This is a genomic window from Flavobacterium chungangense LMG 26729 (genome assembly GCF_000735715.2).
GTDB classification, from domain to species: domain Bacteria; phylum Bacteroidota; class Bacteroidia; order Flavobacteriales; family Flavobacteriaceae; genus Flavobacterium; species Flavobacterium chungangense.
On record NZ_JASY01000004.1, the window covers coordinates 151,735 to 171,418 of the forward strand.

The 19,684-nt window shown below is 32.4% G+C and carries 17 protein-coding genes; 13 read left to right on the plus strand and 4 right to left on the minus strand.

The features are described 5' to 3' along the window. Positions 1 to 72: 72 nt before the first annotated feature. The 4 genes from JE46_RS09920 (at position 73) to JE46_RS09935 (ending at position 8,921) form a co-directional block, all read left to right on the plus strand. Complete coding sequence (locus JE46_RS09920; protein ID WP_031455123.1) at positions 73 to 3,231, plus strand: UvrD-helicase domain-containing protein; 3,159 nt, start codon at positions 73 to 75, stop codon at positions 3,229 to 3,231. Positions 3,232 to 3,304: 73 nt separating this feature from the next. Further along, positions 3,305 to 4,498: a glycine C-acetyltransferase gene (gene kbl, locus JE46_RS09925; RefSeq protein ID WP_031455124.1), complete on the plus strand. Its 1,194-nt coding sequence runs from the start codon at positions 3,305 to 3,307 to the stop codon at positions 4,496 to 4,498. A gap of 112 nt (positions 4,499 to 4,610) precedes the next feature. Further along, positions 4,611 to 6,071, plus strand: a complete 1,461-nt coding sequence (locus JE46_RS09930) for an OmpA family protein (protein WP_031455125.1) — start codon at positions 4,611 to 4,613, stop codon at positions 6,069 to 6,071. Between the two features lie 84 nt (positions 6,072 to 6,155). Beyond that, a complete protein-coding gene (locus JE46_RS09935) occupies positions 6,156 to 8,921 on the plus strand; it encodes a PD-(D/E)XK nuclease family protein (RefSeq protein ID WP_031455126.1) in 2,766 nt (921 codons plus the stop codon). 513 nt (positions 8,922 to 9,434) lie between these two features. On the opposite strand, the gene JE46_RS09940 is transcribed toward JE46_RS09935, so the two are convergent. Further along, complete coding sequence (locus tag JE46_RS09940; protein WP_031455127.1) at positions 9,435 to 10,241, minus strand: alpha/beta fold hydrolase; 807 nt, start codon at positions 10,239 to 10,241, stop codon at positions 9,435 to 9,437. Between the two features lie 510 nt (positions 10,242 to 10,751). Here JE46_RS09940 and JE46_RS09945 point away from each other — a divergent pair. Continuing rightward, on the plus strand, positions 10,752 to 11,108 hold the full coding sequence (locus JE46_RS09945; protein WP_031455128.1) for a hypothetical protein: 357 nt from the start codon (positions 10,752 to 10,754) through the stop codon (positions 11,106 to 11,108). A gap of 89 nt (positions 11,109 to 11,197) precedes the next feature. Continuing rightward, a complete protein-coding gene (locus JE46_RS09950) occupies positions 11,198 to 11,716 on the plus strand; it encodes a ferritin (protein ID WP_031455129.1) in 519 nt (172 codons plus the stop codon). Between the two features lie 62 nt (positions 11,717 to 11,778). Here the strand turns inward: JE46_RS09950 and JE46_RS09955 are convergent, their stop codons facing one another. The 3 genes from JE46_RS09955 to JE46_RS09965 all read right to left on the minus strand — a co-directional run bounded on the left by JE46_RS09955 (position 11,779) and on the right by JE46_RS09965 (position 14,468). Then, positions 11,779 to 13,071 (minus strand): aminopeptidase P family protein, encoded by a 1,293-nt coding sequence (locus tag JE46_RS09955; RefSeq protein ID WP_031455130.1) that lies wholly within the window; start codon positions 13,069 to 13,071, stop codon positions 11,779 to 11,781. A gap of 98 nt (positions 13,072 to 13,169) precedes the next feature. Continuing rightward, a complete protein-coding gene (locus JE46_RS09960) occupies positions 13,170 to 13,568 on the minus strand; it encodes a hypothetical protein (protein WP_031455131.1) in 399 nt (132 codons plus the stop codon). Positions 13,569 to 13,574: 6 nt separating this feature from the next. Beyond that, complete coding sequence (locus JE46_RS09965; protein ID WP_031455132.1) at positions 13,575 to 14,468, minus strand: hypothetical protein; 894 nt, start codon at positions 14,466 to 14,468, stop codon at positions 13,575 to 13,577. A gap of 307 nt (positions 14,469 to 14,775) precedes the next feature. Between JE46_RS09965 and JE46_RS09970 the strand changes: the two genes are divergently transcribed. The 7 genes from JE46_RS09970 (at position 14,776) to JE46_RS10000 (ending at position 19,676) form a co-directional block, all read left to right on the plus strand. Then, positions 14,776 to 16,128, plus strand: a complete 1,353-nt coding sequence (locus tag JE46_RS09970; RefSeq protein ID WP_031455133.1) for a DUF6602 domain-containing protein — start codon at positions 14,776 to 14,778, stop codon at positions 16,126 to 16,128. Between the two features lie 63 nt (positions 16,129 to 16,191). Beyond that, a complete protein-coding gene (locus tag JE46_RS09975; RefSeq protein WP_031455134.1) occupies positions 16,192 to 16,749 on the plus strand; it encodes a hypothetical protein in 558 nt (185 codons plus the stop codon). A gap of 56 nt (positions 16,750 to 16,805) precedes the next feature. Next, the gene (locus tag JE46_RS09980; RefSeq protein ID WP_031455135.1) at positions 16,806 to 17,651 is read left to right on the plus strand and encodes a tetratricopeptide repeat protein; all 846 of its coding nucleotides are present in this window, start codon (positions 16,806 to 16,808) and stop codon (positions 17,649 to 17,651) included. A gap of 9 nt (positions 17,652 to 17,660) precedes the next feature. Then, positions 17,661 to 18,032, plus strand: coding sequence for a hypothetical protein (locus JE46_RS09985; RefSeq protein ID WP_157505905.1), 372 nt, complete (start codon positions 17,661 to 17,663; stop codon positions 18,030 to 18,032). 75 nt (positions 18,033 to 18,107) lie between these two features. After that, complete coding sequence (locus JE46_RS09990; RefSeq protein ID WP_031455137.1) at positions 18,108 to 18,287, plus strand: hypothetical protein; 180 nt, start codon at positions 18,108 to 18,110, stop codon at positions 18,285 to 18,287. 168 nt (positions 18,288 to 18,455) lie between these two features. Continuing rightward, positions 18,456 to 19,190, plus strand: a complete 735-nt coding sequence (locus JE46_RS09995) for an alpha/beta hydrolase (protein WP_035136477.1) — start codon at positions 18,456 to 18,458, stop codon at positions 19,188 to 19,190. A gap of 27 nt (positions 19,191 to 19,217) precedes the next feature. Continuing rightward, entirely contained in the window at positions 19,218 to 19,676 is a 459-nt protein-coding gene (locus JE46_RS10000) for an SRPBCC family protein (RefSeq protein ID WP_031455139.1), read from the plus strand. Positions 19,677 to 19,684: the final 8 nt, after the last annotated feature.

Below are 19,684 nucleotides of genomic sequence, written 5' to 3' on the forward strand. Positions count from 1 at the left end.
GGAATTTGAAAATTTTGTAATACTGGGGTTTGATATTATTGTATTATTTTTACAATACAAATACCTAAACTTATGCAAAGTCCGTCTTTTTCTATTTATGATGCTTCAGCCGGTTCAGGAAAGACGTATACTTTGGTTAAGGAATATCTCAAGATTATTCTTTCTTCACCAAAAAATGATGCTTATCGAAATATCCTGGCCATAACATTTACCAATAAAGCAGTTCATGAAATGAAAAGCCGTATTGTGGGTAGTTTGTCTGAATTTACCAAAGACGAGCCTTCAGTGAAAGCTATTGAATTGATGGAAGATTTGTCTCGTGAAACAGGACTTTCTGTAATTAAAATCAAAACAAAATCTCAAAATATTATTAAGCATCTTATTCATAATTATGCTGCTTTTGATATTTCTACCATCGATAAATTTACGCATAAAGTAATTCGTGCTTTTGCCCATGACCTGAATTTACCCATGACTTTTGAGGTAACTCTTGATACTGAGAATTTATTAGTAGAAGCAGTTGATGCTATTATTGCGCAAGCAGGTCAGGATGAAACTTTGACAAATTTGCTGATTGATTTTACGATGGAAAAAACCGATGATGATAAAAGTTGGGATATTTCGCGTGAAATTCTGGAAACAGGAAGGTTGGTTTTAAATGAAAATAACCGCAATGAAATTTTGCATTTTCATGATAAATCGATCGAAGAATTTGTTGTCATAAAAAAGAAAATGTCGGTCTTGTGTGCTGATTTAGAAAAAGAAAATGCTGGGTTGGCTGTTGATCTTCTTGAATTGATTGATAAAAACGGAATAGATTTAAAATCATTTTCAAGAGGAACATTTCCAAATCATTTAGAAAGTATTCGTGACGGGAAATTTAATCCAAGAAATAAAACCTTTCATGAATTCGAAGATATTGCAATTAATAAAACAGCAAAAGACAAAGCTTTAATCGAAAATCTTATTCCTGAATTTCTTCAGGTGCTAAGTAAAATATATAAAAACTTTGAAAAAAGAGATTTTTACAAAGCATTCCTTAAAAATATAACCCCGCTTTCTTTACTGAATACTGTTAGTAATGAATTGGCAAAAATTCAATCTGAACAAAATATTTTATCAATTTCAGAATTCAACGCGATTATTCATCGTGAAATCCAGAATCAGCCTGCTCCCTTTATTTACGAACGTCTGGGAGAACGTTACCGTCATTTTTTTATTGATGAATTTCAGGATACTTCAGAAATGCAGTGGCAAAATTTAATTCCGCTTATTGATAATGCGCTGTCTGGTCAGGATGATTTTGGCAATAAAGGGACTTTGATGATTGTTGGAGACCCGAAACAATCAATTTATCGCTGGCGTGGAGGAAAAGCAGAACAGTTTATTGAATTAAGTAAAGACAATAATCCGTTTAGTAATAAGGATAAAAAGATTGAACATTTAGATACTAATTACCGTAGCTATAGTGAGGTAATTGATTTTAATAATGCCTTTTTTAAATTGATTTCAACTGAGTTCTCCAATGAAGATTATAAAAATCTATATGAAAATCATAGTTTTCAGAATACAAATTCTAAAAAAGGAGGATATGTCAATATTTCTTTTCTTCCAATAATTGAAAAAAATGATTTTGCCGATGAAGAAGAAGTGATGGAAAAATCTGATTTATATGTTCTGGCAACTTTAAATACAATTCAGAAAGTTATTCGTGAAGGTTTTGAATATAAAGACATCGCGATTTTAACCCGCAAAAGAGATCAGGGAATTGCTATTGCAAATTATCTGACAGAACAAAATATTCCGCTTTTATCATCAGAAACACTAATGATTCAAAATGCTACAGAAGTGAGAATGATTATTCATTTACTAAAATATCTTAATAACAGCATTGATTTAGAGTCAAAAGCAAACTTTCTGCATTTTTTAGCTAACACAAAAGAAATTGAAATGCCAATTCACGATTTTATTTCTAAGGGAATGAAGCAAACCCTAGAAAGTGATTTTGAAAAATGGCTTTTAACTTTTGATGTTTTACTTTCGTTTGAAGATATTCGAAAAAAATCACTTTATGAGGCTGTGGAAATTATCATATCTAAATTCGTTCTTCCTTCAGACGGAAATGCTTATGTGCAATATTTTCTTGATATTGTGCTGGAACGGGATATTAGAAATCAGGCAGGAATAGCTGATTTTTTAAATTATTGGAATAAAAATGCAGAGAAATTCAGTATTCCGTCTCCAGAAGGGAATAATGCGGTTCGAATTATGACCATCCATAAATCAAAAGGTTTAGAATTTCCGGTTGTGATTATGCCTTTTGCAGAAGAAGATTATAACAGAAAGCCAAAAGACAAATTATGGCTTGATGCTGAAGAAGCAAATTTAGGTGTTCCTAAAGCTTTAATTGATAATAGTAGTGCTGTGGAGGGTTTCGGAGAAAGTGCCTCAGCTATTTTTAATTTGAAAAAGCAAGAGGAACTGCTTGATAATATTAATGTTTTGTATGTAGCATTAACACGTGCCGAAGAACAATTGTACGTAATTTCTCAATCGTTAAAAGAAAGAAAAGATGGTGATTTTCCAAATAATATGGCTTCCTTTTTTATTAAATATTTAATCCATAAAGGAGTTTACGATTCGGAAAAACTGGAATATGAATTTGGAAATTCAATGAAACTTTCTCCTCCGGGCAAGGTGTTGGATTTAGTAAAGACCATTCCAATAGTTTCAGAAGTCTTAAATCCAAAAAACATTAAGATTGCCCAGCGAGAAGCTCTTATGTGGGGTACACATCAGCAGGAGGCAATTTCATACGGAAATATTGTACATGAGATTTTGGCTTTTGTAAAAGATAAATCAGATATTGATTTGGCAATTACAAAAGCAATCGAAAACGGATTAATTATTTATAGTCAAAAAGAAACAGTTTCGAAAACATTGAACGAAATAGTTAATCATCCTGAAATAAATGTCTGTTTTAATGGTGAGGATTCGATTTTGAACGAGCAGACTATAGTTCAAAAGGAAGGAAAAACATTAAAACCTGATAGAATTGTCCTGACTAAAGATAGAACTGCATATTTACTGGATTATAAAACCGGAGCTAAAAATCCCAAATATATAAATCAAATTCAGGAATATCAAAATGCCGTTGAAGATTTAGGTTACAAAGTGTTAAAAATGGCTTTGGTGTATATAGGAACCGAAATCGATGTGGTAAATTTGTGATAAAATTAATCAGATGTTAAAAGATTAAATGAGTTTTTAACTTGTTAATTTTTAACATATTAAAATTATAAAAATGTACGGAAAAATTAAAGAGTACTTGCAAAGTGAGCTGCAAACCATTGAAGAAAACGGGATTTTTAAAAAAGAACGTATTATAACTTCAGCGCAGGACGCTGAAATCACTATTTCTACAGGAGAAAAGGTTTTGAATTTTTGTGCTAATAACTACTTAGGTCTTTCTTCTCATCCCGAAGTGATTCAGGCAGCAAAAGACGCTATGGATACACATGGTTTTGGAATGTCGTCAGTACGTTTTATTTGTGGAACACAGGATATTCATAAAACTTTAGAAAAAAAGATTGCGGATTTTTATGGTACCGAAGATACGATACTTTATGCAGCGGCTTTTGATGCTAACGGTGGAGTTTTTGAGCCTTTGTTGGGCGAGAACGATGCTATAATTTCAGATAGTCTTAATCATGCTTCGATTATCGATGGAGTCCGTTTGTGTAAAGCGGCTCGTTATCGTTATGAAAACAGCAATATGGAAGATTTGGAAAATCAACTAATTAAAGCTAATGAGGCAGGATCACGTTTTAAGCTGATTGTTACTGATGGTGTTTTCTCTATGGATGGTCTTGTTGCCCCATTAGATAAAATTTGTGATTTGGCTGATAAATATGATGCGATGGTAATGGTTGATGAATGTCATGCTGCAGGATTTATTGGAGCAACCGGAAAAGGGACCCTTGAAGCAAAAGGCGTTATGGGGAGGGTTGATATTATAACCGGAACACTTGGGAAAGCACTTGGGGGTGCTATGGGAGGATATACAACTGCTAAAAAAGAAATTATTGAATTGCTTCGTCAGCGCTCACGCCCATATTTGTTTTCAAATTCTTTAGCACCCGCAATAGTAGGAGCTTCAATAAAAGTGTTTGAATTATTAGAAAAAGATACTTCTTTAAGAGATAAATTAGAATGGAATACAAATTATTTTAAAGAAGGAATGAAAAAAGCGGGATTTGATATTATAGATGGCGATTCTGCAATTGTACCTGTAATGCTATACGATGCAAAATTATCTCAAACTATGGCAAATGAGCTGCTAAAGCAGGGAATTTACGTAATTGGGTTCTTTTTTCCTGTAGTTCCTAAGGGAAAAGCACGCATTAGGGTGCAATTATCGGCTTCTCATTCTAAAGAACATTTAGACACTGCGATCAATGCTTTTGTTAATGTTGGTCAAATGTTAAAAGTTATATAATTACCATTTTAATCAATTTTTGTAGGTTTTTTTTAACATTACATTTTGTATTTAAAAAATTAGGTGTTACTTTTGTCTGTAATTAACTAAATTGTAATTAAAAAAAATTAGTATGAAACATCTTAACAAACTTTTAGTTGCTGTGATGATGGTGATGGGTTTAAGCTCTCACGCACAAGACAGTAACAATCCATGGGCGATCTCTTTTGGAGTTAATGCCGTTGATACTAGAACTAGTTCTAATTCAGGAAGCGGGTTCTTTGATCAACATTTTTCTCAACCATTTGCTGTTAAAGACAACTGGAATATTCTTCCATCTTTATCTTACATTGGTGTGTCTAGATACGTTGGTAGTGGTTTCTCTCTTGGTTTACAAGGTTCTGTAAACAAAATTGATAAATATGTTACTTATGATCCGACTGATGCAGAAGCTGATTCAAGAGGTAATGTAGTTAATAATCCAGGGGATTTAATGTACTACGGTATTGATGCTACTATCAAATATAGCTTCAAAGAATTAATTAAATCTAAAGTAATTGATCCTTCGTTATCTGTTGGTGGTGGTTACACTTTCTTCGGAGATAGTAGTTATGGAACTGTTAATCCAGGTGTTGGTTTAACTTTTTGGTTTACAGATGCTATTGGTCTTGAGTTAGCTTCAAGATACAAATGGGCTGTTGCTGCTGGTGATGATGGTAGAGAGGATGCTGCTGGTGTTCCTGATGCTCCATCTCATTTCCAACACACAGCTGGCCTTGTTTTCAAATTTGGAGGTAAAGATACTGATGGTGACGGAATTTATGATAAAGATGATGCTTGTCCAGATGTTGCTGGTTTGAAGCAATTCAATGGATGTCCTGATACTGATGGAGACGGAATTGTTGATGGTAGTGATGCTTGTCCAGATGTATTTGGTTTAGCTGCTTTAAACGGTTGTCCTGATACTGACGGAGACGGAATTGCTGATAAAGATGATGCTTGTCCAGATGTTGCTGGTTTAGCTGCTTTAAAAGGTTGTCCTGATACTGACGGAGACGGAATTGCTGATAAAGATGATAAGTGTCCTACTGTTGCAGGTCCAAAAGAAAATGGCGGTTGTCCTTTCTTAGATGCTGATAAAGATGGTGTTTTAGATAAAGATGATGATTGTCCTACTGTAGCTGGTCCAGCTAGTAACAGAGGATGTCCAGAAATCACTTCTGAAGCTTTAGAAGAACTTAAAGTTCAGGCAAGAGCAGTATACTTTAATTCAGGTAAAGCTACTTTCAAAACAGGAGACAAAGAAACTCCAGCTAGATTAGATGCAATTAAAGAAATCCTTAAAAACTATCCAAATGCGAAATTCAGTATTGAAGGACACACAGATAGTGATGGTGCTGATAAATTGAATCTAAAACTTTCTGAAGACAGAGCTGCTGCAGTTAAGAATGCCTTAATTGAAAGAGGTGTAAATGCAGAAAACTTAGAGTCTAAAGGTTTTGGTGAAACTCAACCAGTTGCAAGTAATAAAACTGCAGCAGGTAAAGCTCAAAACAGAAGAACAGAAATTAAACATATCGGTTCTAAGTTCTAAAATATTAAAGTAATTTATAATTTTACTTTCTAAATAATTTTAAAAAGCCATTCTTAATTGAATGGCTTTTTTTATTTTTATAATATGATAAATACTTCTTTTTTAGAAAAAATTGCTGCTACTATTCTTCACGATTATTCTTCAAGGTTATTTGAAATTACTATTATTCTGCCTAATAAAAGAGCAAAGGTTTTTTTGATTGAAGCTTTGAGAAAACAAATAGATCAGACTATTCTTTCTCCAAATATTGTTTCAATTGAAGATTTTGTTCAAGAGGTTGCCTCTGTTCGTTCAATCGATCCAATTGAGTTGTTGTTTGAGTTTTATGAAGTATACCTTTCGATTACAGAAAAACAGCATCAGCAATCATTTGAACTATTTGCAAATTGGGCAAAAACACTTCTTCAGGATTTTAATGAAATTGATCGTTATCTTCTGGAGCCATCACATGTTTTGTCCTACTTAAAAGATATTGAAGATATAAAAAGATGGGGAATTGAAGTTGAGAATAAAACAAAACTTCTTGAAAACTATATTGATTTCTGGAAGTTACTCCCACGATATTATGAGGCATTTTACACTCACTTGGTGAATAAAGGTTTTGGCTATCAGGGATTAATTTACCGTGAGGCGGTAAATAATCTAAATCATTTTTCGAATACTATTACAAATAAAACGTATGTTTTCGCTGGTTTTAATGCTTTAAATGCAGCCGAAGAAAAAATTGTGCAACATCTTTTGGCTCTTGATCAGGCAAAAATTTTTTGGGATATAGATCAAACTTTTCTAAACGATCCTTATCACGATGCAGGTCTTTTTGTTCGACGATTTAAAGAAAGTTGGAAACATTACAAATCAAATCCCTTCGAGTGGATTGTAGATGATTTTTCTCAGTCAAAGAATATTCAGGTTATTGGAACTCCCAAAACAATTGGTCAGGCAAAACTTTCCGGAAGTATTATTGAAAATATAATTAAGGATAATACAAATTGTTCTCTTGATAAAGTGGCTATAGTACTTGGAGAAGAAAATTTATTGATGCCAATCTTGTATTCGTTGCCGTATTCTGTTGGAGCGCTCAATATTACTATGGGGTATTCGGGTAAAAACAATCCTTCGCAAATTTTAATTGCAAAATTGTTTAAAATGCATACAAATGCAATTTCAAGAAATAGTACGAATTACGTTTTTTATTACAAGGATGTATTAGATATTTTGACACATCCACTAATTGAACCTCATGCTAAAACAAGTCAATTAGTTAAAGTGATAAAAGAGAATAATTATACTTTTATTACTTATTCCAAATTAAACGAGCTCAATTTGAATTCATCTGATTTGTTTGATTTGTTGTTTCAAAAATGGGAGAATGGCTCTTTGGCTGTTCTCGAAAGTATCTCAGCACTTTTACTTTTAATAAAAGAAAATTTTAATAATGAAAACGAGGAAGAAAAAATTGCAAAAACTTTTGTGTTCTCCATTTTTAAAGTTATTAATAAATTAATCAATTATTATTCTCAACATAACCATATAGATAATATTCAAACTTTATATGCAATTTATAAGCAAGTGATAGATATTGCAGAAGTTTCGTTTGAGGGGGAGCCTTTGAATGGTCTTCAGATTATGGGAGTTTTAGAAAGCCGTGTTTTGGATTTTGATACGGTAATTGTAACTTCGATGAATGAAGGGAAATTTCCTGCTGGGAAATCTCAAAATTCTTTTATTCCATATGATGTGAAAAAAGAGCTTGGTTTGCCAACTTTTAAGGAAAAGGATGCAATTTATACCTATCACTTTTATCACCTGCTGCAAAGAACCAAAAATATTTATTTGATCTATAATACTGAAAATGATGGATTGGATCCTGGTGAACGCAGTCGTTTTATAACGCAGTTAGAAGTAGAAAAACAGCCTAAACATAATTTAACTTTTGATATTTACAATCCTGTTCTGCCTGCGACAGCTTATAAGCCAGTGGTGATTCCAAAATCGGATGCTGTAATGGAACGTTTAAAAGAAATTGCCGAAACAGGATTTTCACCTTCTGCTTTGACAAGTTATATTCGAAATCCGATTGATTTTTATTTTCAAAAAATACTCCGTATCCGTGAAGTGGAAGAAGTGGAAGAAAATATTGCGTTGAATACACTTGGGACCATAATTCATGAAACATTAAAAACACTATATGATCCGTTGATTGATAAATTTGTTTCAGAAGAAGATGTTTTTAATTGTTTCAAATTATTAGATGATGAAGTTTTAAGACAGTTTAAATTGGTTTATAAGGAAGGAGAAATCAAAAAAGGGCGTAATCTTTTAGCTTTTGAGGTGGCTAAACGAAATGTTTTCAACTTTTTAAAAATGGAATTAGATGCAATTAAAAATGGAGATGCAATTAAAATCATTGCTTTAGAAAAAACTTTTCAGCGGGAACTTAATCATCCTAAGTTGCCATTTCCTGTTTTAATTAAAGGAAATGTAGATAGAATTGAGCTGCGCAACGGAAAAATACGAATCATCGATTATAAGACGGGAAAGGTAGAAAAAGCCAATGTAATCCTGAAATCATGGAATGGATTGACACAGGAGCTTAAAAATGATAAAATTATCCAGGTACTGGCATATGCTTTTATGTTTGAAAAAGAAGCGGGTGATATTCCTATGGAAGTTGGGATTATTTCGTTTAAAAATTTAAAGTCAGGTTTTTTGTCATTTGGTTTTAAAGAAGATAAAGAATTAAATAGTACGGTTACAAAAGAAATTTTAAATGATTATTTGGATGAAGTTGTATTGTTGTTGAATGAGATCTTTAATGCCAATATTCCTTTCGAAGAAAAAATAAATTAAATATCTTATCCTATTAAATATATTGCACTCGTTTAGTTTTGATTAAAGATGGTAAAATCCATAATATTAATCAAATAAAAAATCGTGTTGAGAAAGGTTATTTATGAATAGCTATTTTTTCTATAAAGGAGTTAATTATTTTACTTTCAAAAGCGACTTTTTTTACTTTTTTAAGGAATTGTATAGTTTAATGGTTTCAAATAGCCCTAATTCCTAAATTAGGAATTAAATATCATTAATTTATCTGTTTGTTTTTTAATGAGATATGAATTATTTATTAAGATTTTTTATGCAGTTTATTTTAAAAATAAAGAATTAGTGTGTTATTAATAAAAGTAATTAAAAGCTCGTTTTAGGGGCTTTTTTTAACAGGAGCTGAATCAAAAGTTATATTTATTAGATATACCTTTGTCGCATCTAAAAAAAGATTATTTTTAGAAACCTGACACAATATGTCAATTAAAATTGTTTAAAATTTTTGCCCCCGATAATTAGAAAAAGACCGTTTCAAATTCATGAGCGGTCTTTTTTGTTGGAAGACCTTTTATTAAAAAAAATCTCAAGAACCTTTTTCAATTCTTCTTTGTTTTCAATTTGACTCATATGTCCGTCTTCAAAAGAAATAAGTTGTGCAGATGTATTATCAATTTGAGAAATGCTTTCATTATAATTTAATACCGGATCCCTTTTTCCTAAAACTAATAAAATTGGAAAAATATTTTGTTTTAAAAGACTCTCTCTGTCTTTTCTGATTTTCATGCCTTCGAGAGAAGCAACAATTCCTTGTAAAGGCGTTTTTAATGCTTCTGTTTTTACGTTTTCAATTTCTTTTGAAAGCCTATCTCTGTTATTTTCGCTGAATAAATTTGCGATTGCCAAACTAACAAAGTTGACATAGTTTTGCTTTACTGCTTTAATAGCTCGTGTTCTGTTTAGTTTCTTTTCGGCACTGTCTTCTTTGGAAGTTGAATTCAGTAAAACTAATTTCTGAATTTTTTTTGGATATAATTCGGCGAAAGCCAGACCAACATACCCACCCATAGAGTGTCCTACAATGATAGCTTTTTGAATATGTAACTCTTCTAAAACCTCGTGTACCACATTAGCATTGGCTTCCATCGAATGCACATAGCCCAAACAGTCTGATTCTCCATGACCTAATAAATCAATAGTAATTACACGATAGTTTTCAGAGAATAAAGCAACATAATCCTGCCACATTTTTTTATTTTCCAGAAAGCCATGAAGAAATACAATGGTATTTCCGTCACCCGAATCAGTATAAGATATTTTAGTGTTTTTGTATAGAAGAGTTTTCAAAATAGAATTTTATAATATGAGAAGCAAAGATAAGAAACCTTAAACAGATAAGGAATTTAAGTTGAATGCAGATAATTCGGTACATTATGTTATAAGTTAAAGATCTAACAAATGCTGTAATGATATAAATAAAACTATTTTTGATTAATAAAAGCGGTTTCTGTTTGTTATCTCACAAGACAGTTAAATTTATTTATTACTATTAGCTCTAATCTAAGTTTACAACTTTATTTAATATAACATTGTTCATGTATTGTGATAAAAATTTAGTTCCCGCAAAAATGCAATAACATTAGTTTTACTCTCCGCTTTAAATGCTTACTCTTTTTATGGAATCACTATAATGATCTGATGAATATCTAGAAGAAAGATGCTTCGAATATTACAGTTTTTAATGATCTTAAGCTATTTTAAAAATATAAACTGTTTTTGTTATTTTAAATTAGTCTTAATTACGTGTTTATTTGGTGTAAATTATATATTTTTGCACCGTTATAAATTTATATCAGAATGGCATTAGTTAGCGATTTGACCACCAAAGTATTATTTGAAACCGAAAAAGGATACAGTTATCAGTGTGATTTGACTAATAGTATCATTATCAATTTTATTGATACGGTGTCAAGTTATAAAATTCATGATTTTTTGATTTTCCAAAGAAAGGTCAATAGTGTCGATATTTTAGATATGCTTTATGACTTGTCTGATCAGTCGGATGCACAGCTGATTGAAACTACTAAAAGAAATTTTTCCAGAAATCTTACCATCTGCGAAATAGTACAGCTTCGTGAATTATTAAACGGGACTAAATTTACCCTCAATTTACATTCTATGCTCTGCAACATTGTAAATGTTGAGCTTATTTAGAATCTTACTTAGATTAAATCCAAATTTTCAGACATTTAGGGCTGTCTTCTTTAATTTTAGTAATTTTACAGTTCTAAAAATTAAAGGTTATGAAAGATTTACTAAGAACAAGCACGTCATTAACTGAAGGCGTAGAAAATATATTGAATTTACAGGCAAAATTAGAAAGCGACGCTTCTAACAAATATTTAGCGATGGCTGCATGGCTGGATAGAAATGGTTTTGCAAATACAGCATCGTATTTGTATAAACAGGCGGAAGAAGAAAGAGAGCATTTTCTAAAAGTTTTCAAATATATTACAGATATGGGAGGGATTGCAATCACGCCATCTGTTCCTGAAGTTCAGCAGGAATTTGCTTCTTTGAGAGAAGTATTTGAAATTGCTTTGCAAAATGAAATTGCAGTTACTCAGGCAATCAATAAAGTAATCGCAAAATGCAGAGCTGAAAATGACTATGCTACAGAAGATTTTATGATGTGGTATGTGGCTGAACAAAGAGAAGAAGAGAAAAACGCAAGAAGAGCTTTAGAGCTTTTTGAACTAATCAACGAAAACGCAGCTGATGGCAAATTTCAATTGGATGTGCAAATAGCAAAAATCGGGTAATAACCGATTTATATAATTAAAAAAGCCCTTAATGATTTGAAATTATTAAGGGCTTTGTTTATTTAAGAATTCATCAGCGTTTCGATTTCGTCAACTTCAACCGGAATATTACGCATCAGGTTAAAAGGTTCTCCTTTTTCCTGAACCACAACATTATCCTCTAAACGAATTCCGAATTTCTCTGCCGGAATGTAGATTCCAGGCTCCACCGTAAAAACCATATTGGCTTTCATTGGCTCATGAAGCAAACCGTAATCGTGCGTGTCAAGTCCCATGTGGTGAGAAGTTCCGTGCATGAAATATTTTTTATAGGCTGGCCAGTCCGGATTTTCGTTCTGAACATCGGCTTTGTCAATTAATCCCAAACCTAATAATTCAGAAGTCATGATTTTACCCACTTCAACATGGTATTGTTTCCAAAGCGTTCCCGGAGTCAGCATTTTTGTCGCTTCGTTTTTCACTCTTAAAACAGCATTGTAAACCGCTTTTTGACGATCAGAAAAACGCCCCGAAACCGGAATCGTTCTGGTCATATCGCTTGAATAATTCGCATATTCAGCAGCAACATCCAGTAAAATCAAATCCCCGTCTTTACATTGCTGGTTGTTTTCGATATAATGTAAAACATTTGCATTGTTTCCCGAAGCAATAATCGGCGTATAGGCAAAACCTTTTGAGCGGTTACGAATGAATTCGTGCGCCAGTTCGGCTTCGATTTCGTATTCGGTAACATTTGGTTTTACGAATGATAACAATCTGCGGAAACCTTTCTCGGTAATATCACAGGCATGCTGAATCAAATCGATTTCTTCGCTTTCTTTTACAGAACGAATGCGCTGCAAAATCGGGTTGCTTTTCGCCACATTATGTGCCGGATATTTTTCTTTCCACCATTTTACAAAACGGGCTTCGCGAGTTTCTGTTTCAACAGCTGCACGATAATGTTCGTTGGTATTGATGTACATTGTATCGGCATACGTCATCATTTCGTTCAAAATCTTATGAAAATCCTGCAGCCAGTAAACCGTTCTGATTCCCGAAACCTGAAAAGCACGTTCTTTACTTAGTTTTTCACCTTCCCAAACTGCAATATGATCATTCGTTTCTTTCAGAAAAAGAATCTCCTTTTGGTTTTCATAAGGTGCATCCGGAAACAAAAGCAAAATACTTTCTTCCTGATCCACACCACTCAGATAAAAAATATCCCTGTGCTGCGCAAAAGGCAAAGTACTGTCGGCACTAATCGGGTAAATGTCGTTTGAATTGAAAACAGCAACGCTGTTCGGTTTCATTGCTTCCGTAAATTTTCTGCGGTTTTTTACAAAAAGATTGCTGTTTATTTGATGATATTTCATAATTGTTTCATTTTTGAACTTTGAATTTCAAAATTACATATTTTAAGCCATCAACGTAAAATTGATTTCTTAAAATTTTATTATTTGTTTGGGGATTTTTATTTGACACTAAATACTCCCGCAATAGTTATATGAGTTATAAAAAACACCAAAAAAGGAGTGCTAAGTTCCAGCCAGTATGCTGTAAAAGAAAATTGTTGAAAATGATCTACAATCTCTATATCATTCAAAATGCAATAAAAAACAGAAGCAATACAGCAAAATGAAAAAGGCACAGAGAAACGGCATACAAAGTTTGGAGCAATAACTTTTACCTGTTCCAGAAAAATGAGTAAAAAGCAATAGACAAACGTACCGATAAAAGTAATCGGAACCCCAATGATTATACCCATTGTCTGATTGAAAGACTCGCTTACAGATGAGGCGATTATGAAAAAGGTAAGGGTAGCTGCTGTGGCACAAAACAAACTTTTCAGTATCGGATTTTGAACTTTCATAATCAATTACTTTTTGGGTTTAATGATGAAATTAGTACCTTCTATTATGCAGAATTCAGGATTAACAGGCGAGCAGGAATAAACCAAATCTGACCTGTCACTCCAGACTTCTCGTTTTATTTTCAAAGTATCATTTTTTATAAACAGATTGTAATAGGCATCCACTTGCAATAAATTAGTACCATGCTGGCTTAGCTTGTGAGTGTAAACAGGGAGAATTGTTTTTTGCTTCTCACTCTGTTCTTCGGGTTCCGGGTAAACATAGATTTTTTTGCCGTAAAGCGCATACCATTTTTGGTCTATCAAAAAAATAGCTTTATCAAAAAACGCTTCCGTGTCGCCATTGTATTTTGTAAAAACCGATTTGAAAAAATAAACAGAACTCGCTTTTTTCGACAATCTTTCAAACTCCTCAAATGTGCGATCAGTATCCCAGTCTGCCTTTGGGTTTAATTCGGTGTATTTATGGCGGGTGCTGTCATTGTCAATAATCCACGAGATATAATCGTCTTCAGAAATTAAATATTTTTTACGGACTTTATAGTAATCAGAACTATTTACAATCAGGCTGTCCATTAGTTTTCCCTGAATGTTGAATTTATAATACAATCTAAGCGGATCGTGATCATAAGAAAAACCATTTTTGTTCGACTGTATAACCACCGTTTCAGACATTGGCGAAAAGTAGAAGTTGCTGAGATTTAAAAGGTCGTCCGGTAATTTTATAATCTCAAAGTGGTTTGATGCAGGCTTGTTTTCAAGGTTTTTATAGGTCAGATATTCTTTTGGCAAGTCAGGCTGCGTGATAAAATTTCTAAAAAAATAACCATACAAAATGTAACATACTGTAAGCAACAATGAAATGCATACAAAATACAGGTTTTTTCTATAAAGGCTCATAGATATAAAGGCTATTAATTTAAATCCAAATCTAAAACCTTTTTCGGATTATAAGGTTATTTTTGTAGATAAAGAATTACAAATGTAATGGACATACAACTTGATTAAAGAATACTTTTAATCTTTTGGGCGTGTCCCAAGGGCCGGGCTTTCGGCTTTATTCCCAATTAACAAAAACTACGGTTAAAAAACCTTGTTTTTCTAAATCGGGAGATACCGCCTCTATCCCTCACGCAAATCTCGGTTTCATAATATATTTAAATTAATTAAACTATTTTAGACGAACATAATAGTAAGACTTTGATATATGGAAAATTTTTATGGGCAACATGGTTGGCAAGAATTTAATAGGAATAGAAAAGATATACTTGTAGAGTTTGATAGAATACTTGAATTAATAAAGAGTCGTCCTGTTAAGACTGCGCATGGAAATGGGGTTGAAGCGTATTTAAGGAAATGGTTAGCTGAGTTTTTACCTAAAAAGTATGGAGTAACTTCTGGCTATATTATTCCTGATTTGTATGATAATAATATCAAACTTTTTCATTATGATGTTATAATTTTCAATCAACTAGACTCTCCAGTTCTATGGACAGAAGGCAATGAAGATCAAAGCGAACAGGGGAAATTTAGAGCCGTTCCGGCAAAGTATGTCATGGCTGTATATGAAGTTAAATCTAGATTAAATGTTGCAAGTGTAACAGATGCTCTAAATAAGCTTAGGGAAGCAAATGATTTTAAAGAACAACTACACCCTTTGTATAGTTGTGGCGTTATTTTTATTGATTTAAAAGATAGCGAAAACAATAATGAGTCAATTATTAAAGGATTAATAAAAGGGAAAGACGTTTTTGGATTTAATGGAGGTATGGTACTTAGATATGAAGGAGATGAGTCTTGTATTGGTAGTATAAGATTATTTGATGTTGATGAAGGTTATAAGGATAATTATGAGCGTTACATTCCAATAGCAAAGAATATAGACGATTTAAATATTTATATAAGTGAAGAAGGTAATCTTACATTAGGAGAGCAGGGAGGAGGGATTAAAATTTTTAAAAATAATGACGAATGGTTGGTTTCGAAATCCTATAGTGTAGATTTTTCGGAAGAAAATAAAAGAGTTCATTTAAGTTGGTCAAGAAGTCATTTTGCTGAATTCTGTATCGATTTATTGAGTACTTTAGAAGGCTTAGCCTTCAATGATGAAAGAAGACCAAGATTTGGAAGAATATTTGATCATGTAGAATTAAAAAAAACTCCTCAACAAAGTTCAACTTTTGAAAAAGGCAAAGCTTTTTTGGTTGTGAAATTATTAGAGCAATCGGAAATATCAACAAATGAATCTGAAGATTTTGAAATTTCATATAAGGTTTCTATAGAAAATAAAGGAGATTTAGAAGTTATTTTTTCCGATGATCTTTTTAAAAGTAAATGTACGCTTCCAGTAGGAGAAACAGCAGTAAAATTATTTGAATACAAAACTACTTTTGGGGAAAAAATAAAAAAAGCATCAAAATTATTAAAAAAGAATCCTGTAATCATACCTTATAGAATTGCTTATTATCCAAGTAATACTGATAAAGAATTTTGTTTAGTTGAGAAAAAAATAAAAATTACTGATAAGGGAATAATGATATTGGATAATGAATCCACTTAATTGTAATCTCAAAAAACTGTAACAAAACCTAACTTCACAAGTCTTTACAACAAACCAAAATCTATGAAACCAAAAACCATTTGCCTAATTGGCTTGTTCTTTTTTGTTCTGAGTTACATTATGTTTTCAAACAGTGCCGCTTTTGAGTATTTCAAAAAACCGGTCGATTTTGCGCATTGGTTTAATTTAATCGGGGCTTGTTTGCTGTTGTCATTCAATAATGTGTTTCCAAAAAACAGATTAAATTCGGTTGCTTCTGTCATCACGGCTTTAGGAGTTGTGGCTCACATTGGACTTTGTACCATCGATTTTATTATGTGGAGTTATGGTGACAACGAAGCAGCAAAATCCATATTGAGCGAACATTTAAGCAATACGCCTTCCATTTTGTTTCCGTTTGTAATTGTGGGGCCATCGTTGCTTTTTATAGGGTTGGCGGTACATGCTGCAAATTTTATCAAAACGCATACAATAAAAGCTTTAATGGTAATTGTTGGAGCACCTTTGGTGGGGGTTTCATTCTTCATATTAAAAAACGGAATTTTAATGTTGCTGAGTTGCGTCATTTTTTCTTTAGGACTGATCTTGCTTATTTGTAAGAATGATAGTAGTGATTTATAATGAAATTGATATATTTGAATTTCTAACGACTACCATCATAAACCCTGTAAATTAATATGAATAAGATTTTTACCTTTCTTTTTTTAGTTTTGACATTCAATTTATCAGCACAAAGTCAGCTTCAATTTGACAAGAAGTTTGTTGAGTGTGAAGATAAGTGGGTTGTTTTTCCGGCAGATAGTATTGGGAATTATAATTTCGGATTCATATATATTGATGCTCAGGCTGGTCTAACATTGGAATATGAAGGCTTTTTTAAAATTGATAAAACGGGAAAATTTATAAGTGATAGAAAAGAAAAGACAAGTTCGATGAAGTATCGGTTACAGCCAAACAATACTTTAGTAGCATTTATGCCAGAATCAAAACTTGACGAGTTGCATATTCAAAAAATACCTGACTGGCTCAAAATTTATAAAGGAGATGAAAATTCAATAGGACATCTTTATAGGTGGGGCTTTATGTATAACGGTTGGAATGAATGTCAAAAAGCTCTTGAATATCTTGAAAAAGCAAATAAAATTGATCCAGATTATAAGGGACTTCGGGTTGAATTAGCTTTTTCTTATAATTGTCTAAAGCAATATCAAAAAGCAGTTGATGTGCTTAAAATTGCTTTGAACAAAGATCCTCTTGATGCCTACACGAATAAGGAATTAATTTATGCTGAAACTAAAAATGGCAACATCGAGGAAGCGGAGAATGTATGCCGAAAAGTATTTAAAGAGTGTAAAGACAAGACTTATAATTCTGAAAATGCATACAACGTTTTGCAGGCTTATTATATCAAGAAAGATATTAAAAATTTCAATAATTGGTTTGCAGAGGCAAATTCATACTTGATGAGCCATAAAAAAATCAAATCGCTTTCCGAGAAAATGAAAGCTGAATTAAAACAATAATCTAATAAAGTGAAAAAACATTTAAAATACCTGATTTCACTCATTCTGGCTTTGGCCGTGATGACAGGCGACGGTATTTTGTGTTCTCAGTCTAATGCTCCCGAATATTATCAGTCATCTTATCTTGATTCAGGAAAAGAAATTGATCTGAAGAATATTCGGTTATACGTTTTCAATCGTGCAACATCATTCGGCAAAACTTTATTTCCGATACTTCTAAGTTGCCTTGAATTTAAAGAAGTTTTCAGTCTTCAGACAAACATTCTTTTGCGGGTTTGCAACAATCTTCATCAAAATATTATTTCATTTATAAAGCAGTCTGTTTTTATAAACGAACATCGTATTTCAACCGACTTCAAAAAAAGTTTATACAACGCTTAAGGAATTTCTTCCTTAGCAATTATGCTATTCAAAGCATAAGATGATTCATAATGTCTAATCATTTATCATTTTAAAATGTATAAACACAATCATAAAAAAGGTTTAGCGCAATCTAAACAGCCGCTTCATTGGCTCAAAAGAAAAATTATTGTAATCCTAACCGCCTTCATGTTAGGAATGGCAAACGGAATGCACACTGAAGATACCAGAATTAAAGGCAATCAAAATTATACCGAACAACATAAAAAAGATTGATTTTTATAATTAGAAAATTAGTCAATGAGGGAATTAGAAAATTTTTTAAAATAGAGCTAAAAAAAAACCGAAGCTCAATGTCTTCGGTTTTTTTATGGAGTTATTCAGAGAAATGCTAAATTTGAATGTTTGCATTTAGATTTATAACTCAATAAATATCAATCGAATATGGTAGAAAAAAGATGGAAGTTAAAAAGGATTTTAAAAACAATCTGGATTACAACAGGTGTATTGTTTACAATCTGGCTGTTTTATTCTTATGAATCGGATGGTGTGGACAAGTCTTTTTTGCAAAGCAATGATTCGGTAAATGTAGAAGATGCTTCTGATTATTATTTATTTACGCCGAAAAAAGAATTCAAAAACGTTGTAATTTTTTATCCCGGAGCAATGGTAGAAACAGAAGCTTATGTTCCGCTTTGTCGAAAATTGGCGGATCAAAACATGAAGGTCTATTTGATAAAAATGCCATGGCGTCTCGCTTCAAAAGGGTATAACAAACCGAAAAACTTGCATCTTTTTGACGATACTTCTAAAACCTATATTCTGGCAGGACATTCGCAGGGCGGAAAAATGGCAGCGCAGTTTGTATATGAAAATCCGAAACTAATTGACAAACTAATCTTGATGGGAACTTCACATCCAAGAGATATTTCTCTGGCAAGTGCTGAAATCCCAATCTTAAAAATTTACGGTTCAAAAGACGGTGTGGCAGATGAAGGATCTATTTTGAAAAACAAATCGAAATTGCCTGAAACTACAAAATTTCTAAAGATAGAAGGAGCAAACCATTGTCAGTTTGGGTATTATGGGTTTCAGTTAGGAGATGACAAAGCGACAATTAGCAGAGAGCAACAGCAAAAAGAAACTTTAAACACAATGGTTTCATTTATAAATGAATGATTTTGTGTTTCATTAAATAATAAAAATATGGCGTCAGAAAATATTTCAGCAAAACCGGAAAACGAAATCGTATCCACAAGAATTATAAACTTTCCAAAAGAGCTTGTTTATGCAGCCTGGACAGAACCGGAACATTTAAAAAACTGGTGGGGGCCAAAAGGCTTTACCAATACGTTTAATGAATTTGATTTGCGTCCCGGCGGAAAATGGAGTTTCATTATGCACGGACCTGATAAAGGAAATTATGCCAATGAATGTGAATTTCTAAGAGTAGAGAAACCTGATTTTTTGAGCTGGAGACGATTTTCGAAACCGCTTTTTCAGGTGGCAGTATCATTTGAAAAGGTTTCAGATAATCAAACTAAAATTGTTTTTAAAATGATTTTTGACACGCCTGAAGAATGCAACAAATTAAAACCATATGTAATCGATAAAAATGAAGAGAATTTTGATAAACTGGAAACTGAATTATCCAAAATGATCTGATTTTTTGC

Excerpts from the sequence above, each read along its gene's own strand:
- JE46_RS09995 (WP_035136477.1), top strand. The coding sequence starts at position 18,456 with ATGGTAGAAAAAAGATGGAAGTTAAAAAGGATTTTAAAAACAATCTGG.
- JE46_RS09975 (WP_031455134.1), top strand. The coding sequence starts at position 16,192 with ATGAAACCAAAAACCATTTGCCTAATTGGCTTGTTCTTTTTTGTTCTG.
- JE46_RS09970 (WP_031455133.1), top strand. The coding sequence starts at position 14,776 with ATGGAAAATTTTTATGGGCAACATGGTTGGCAAGAATTTAATAGGAAT.
- JE46_RS09920 (WP_031455123.1), top strand. The coding sequence starts at position 73 with ATGCAAAGTCCGTCTTTTTCTATTTATGATGCTTCAGCCGGTTCAGGA.
- JE46_RS09935 (WP_031455126.1), top strand. The coding sequence starts at position 6,156 with ATGATAAATACTTCTTTTTTAGAAAAAATTGCTGCTACTATTCTTCAC.
- JE46_RS10000 (WP_031455139.1), top strand. The coding sequence starts at position 19,218 with ATGGCGTCAGAAAATATTTCAGCAAAACCGGAAAACGAAATCGTATCC.
- JE46_RS09960 (WP_031455131.1), bottom strand. The coding sequence starts at position 13,568 with ATGAAAGTTCAAAATCCGATACTGAAAAGTTTGTTTTGTGCCACAGCA.
- JE46_RS09955 (WP_031455130.1), bottom strand. The coding sequence starts at position 13,071 with ATGAAATATCATCAAATAAACAGCAATCTTTTTGTAAAAAACCGCAGA.
- JE46_RS09965 (WP_031455132.1), bottom strand. The coding sequence starts at position 14,468 with ATGAGCCTTTATAGAAAAAACCTGTATTTTGTATGCATTTCATTGTTG.
- JE46_RS09945 (WP_031455128.1), top strand. The coding sequence starts at position 10,752 with ATGGCATTAGTTAGCGATTTGACCACCAAAGTATTATTTGAAACCGAA.
- JE46_RS09990 (WP_031455137.1), top strand. The coding sequence starts at position 18,108 with ATGTATAAACACAATCATAAAAAAGGTTTAGCGCAATCTAAACAGCCG.
- JE46_RS09930 (WP_031455125.1), top strand. The coding sequence starts at position 4,611 with ATGAAACATCTTAACAAACTTTTAGTTGCTGTGATGATGGTGATGGGT.
- kbl (WP_031455124.1), top strand. The coding sequence starts at position 3,305 with ATGTACGGAAAAATTAAAGAGTACTTGCAAAGTGAGCTGCAAACCATT.
- JE46_RS09980 (WP_031455135.1), top strand. The coding sequence starts at position 16,806 with ATGAATAAGATTTTTACCTTTCTTTTTTTAGTTTTGACATTCAATTTA.
- JE46_RS09950 (WP_031455129.1), top strand. The coding sequence starts at position 11,198 with ATGAAAGATTTACTAAGAACAAGCACGTCATTAACTGAAGGCGTAGAA.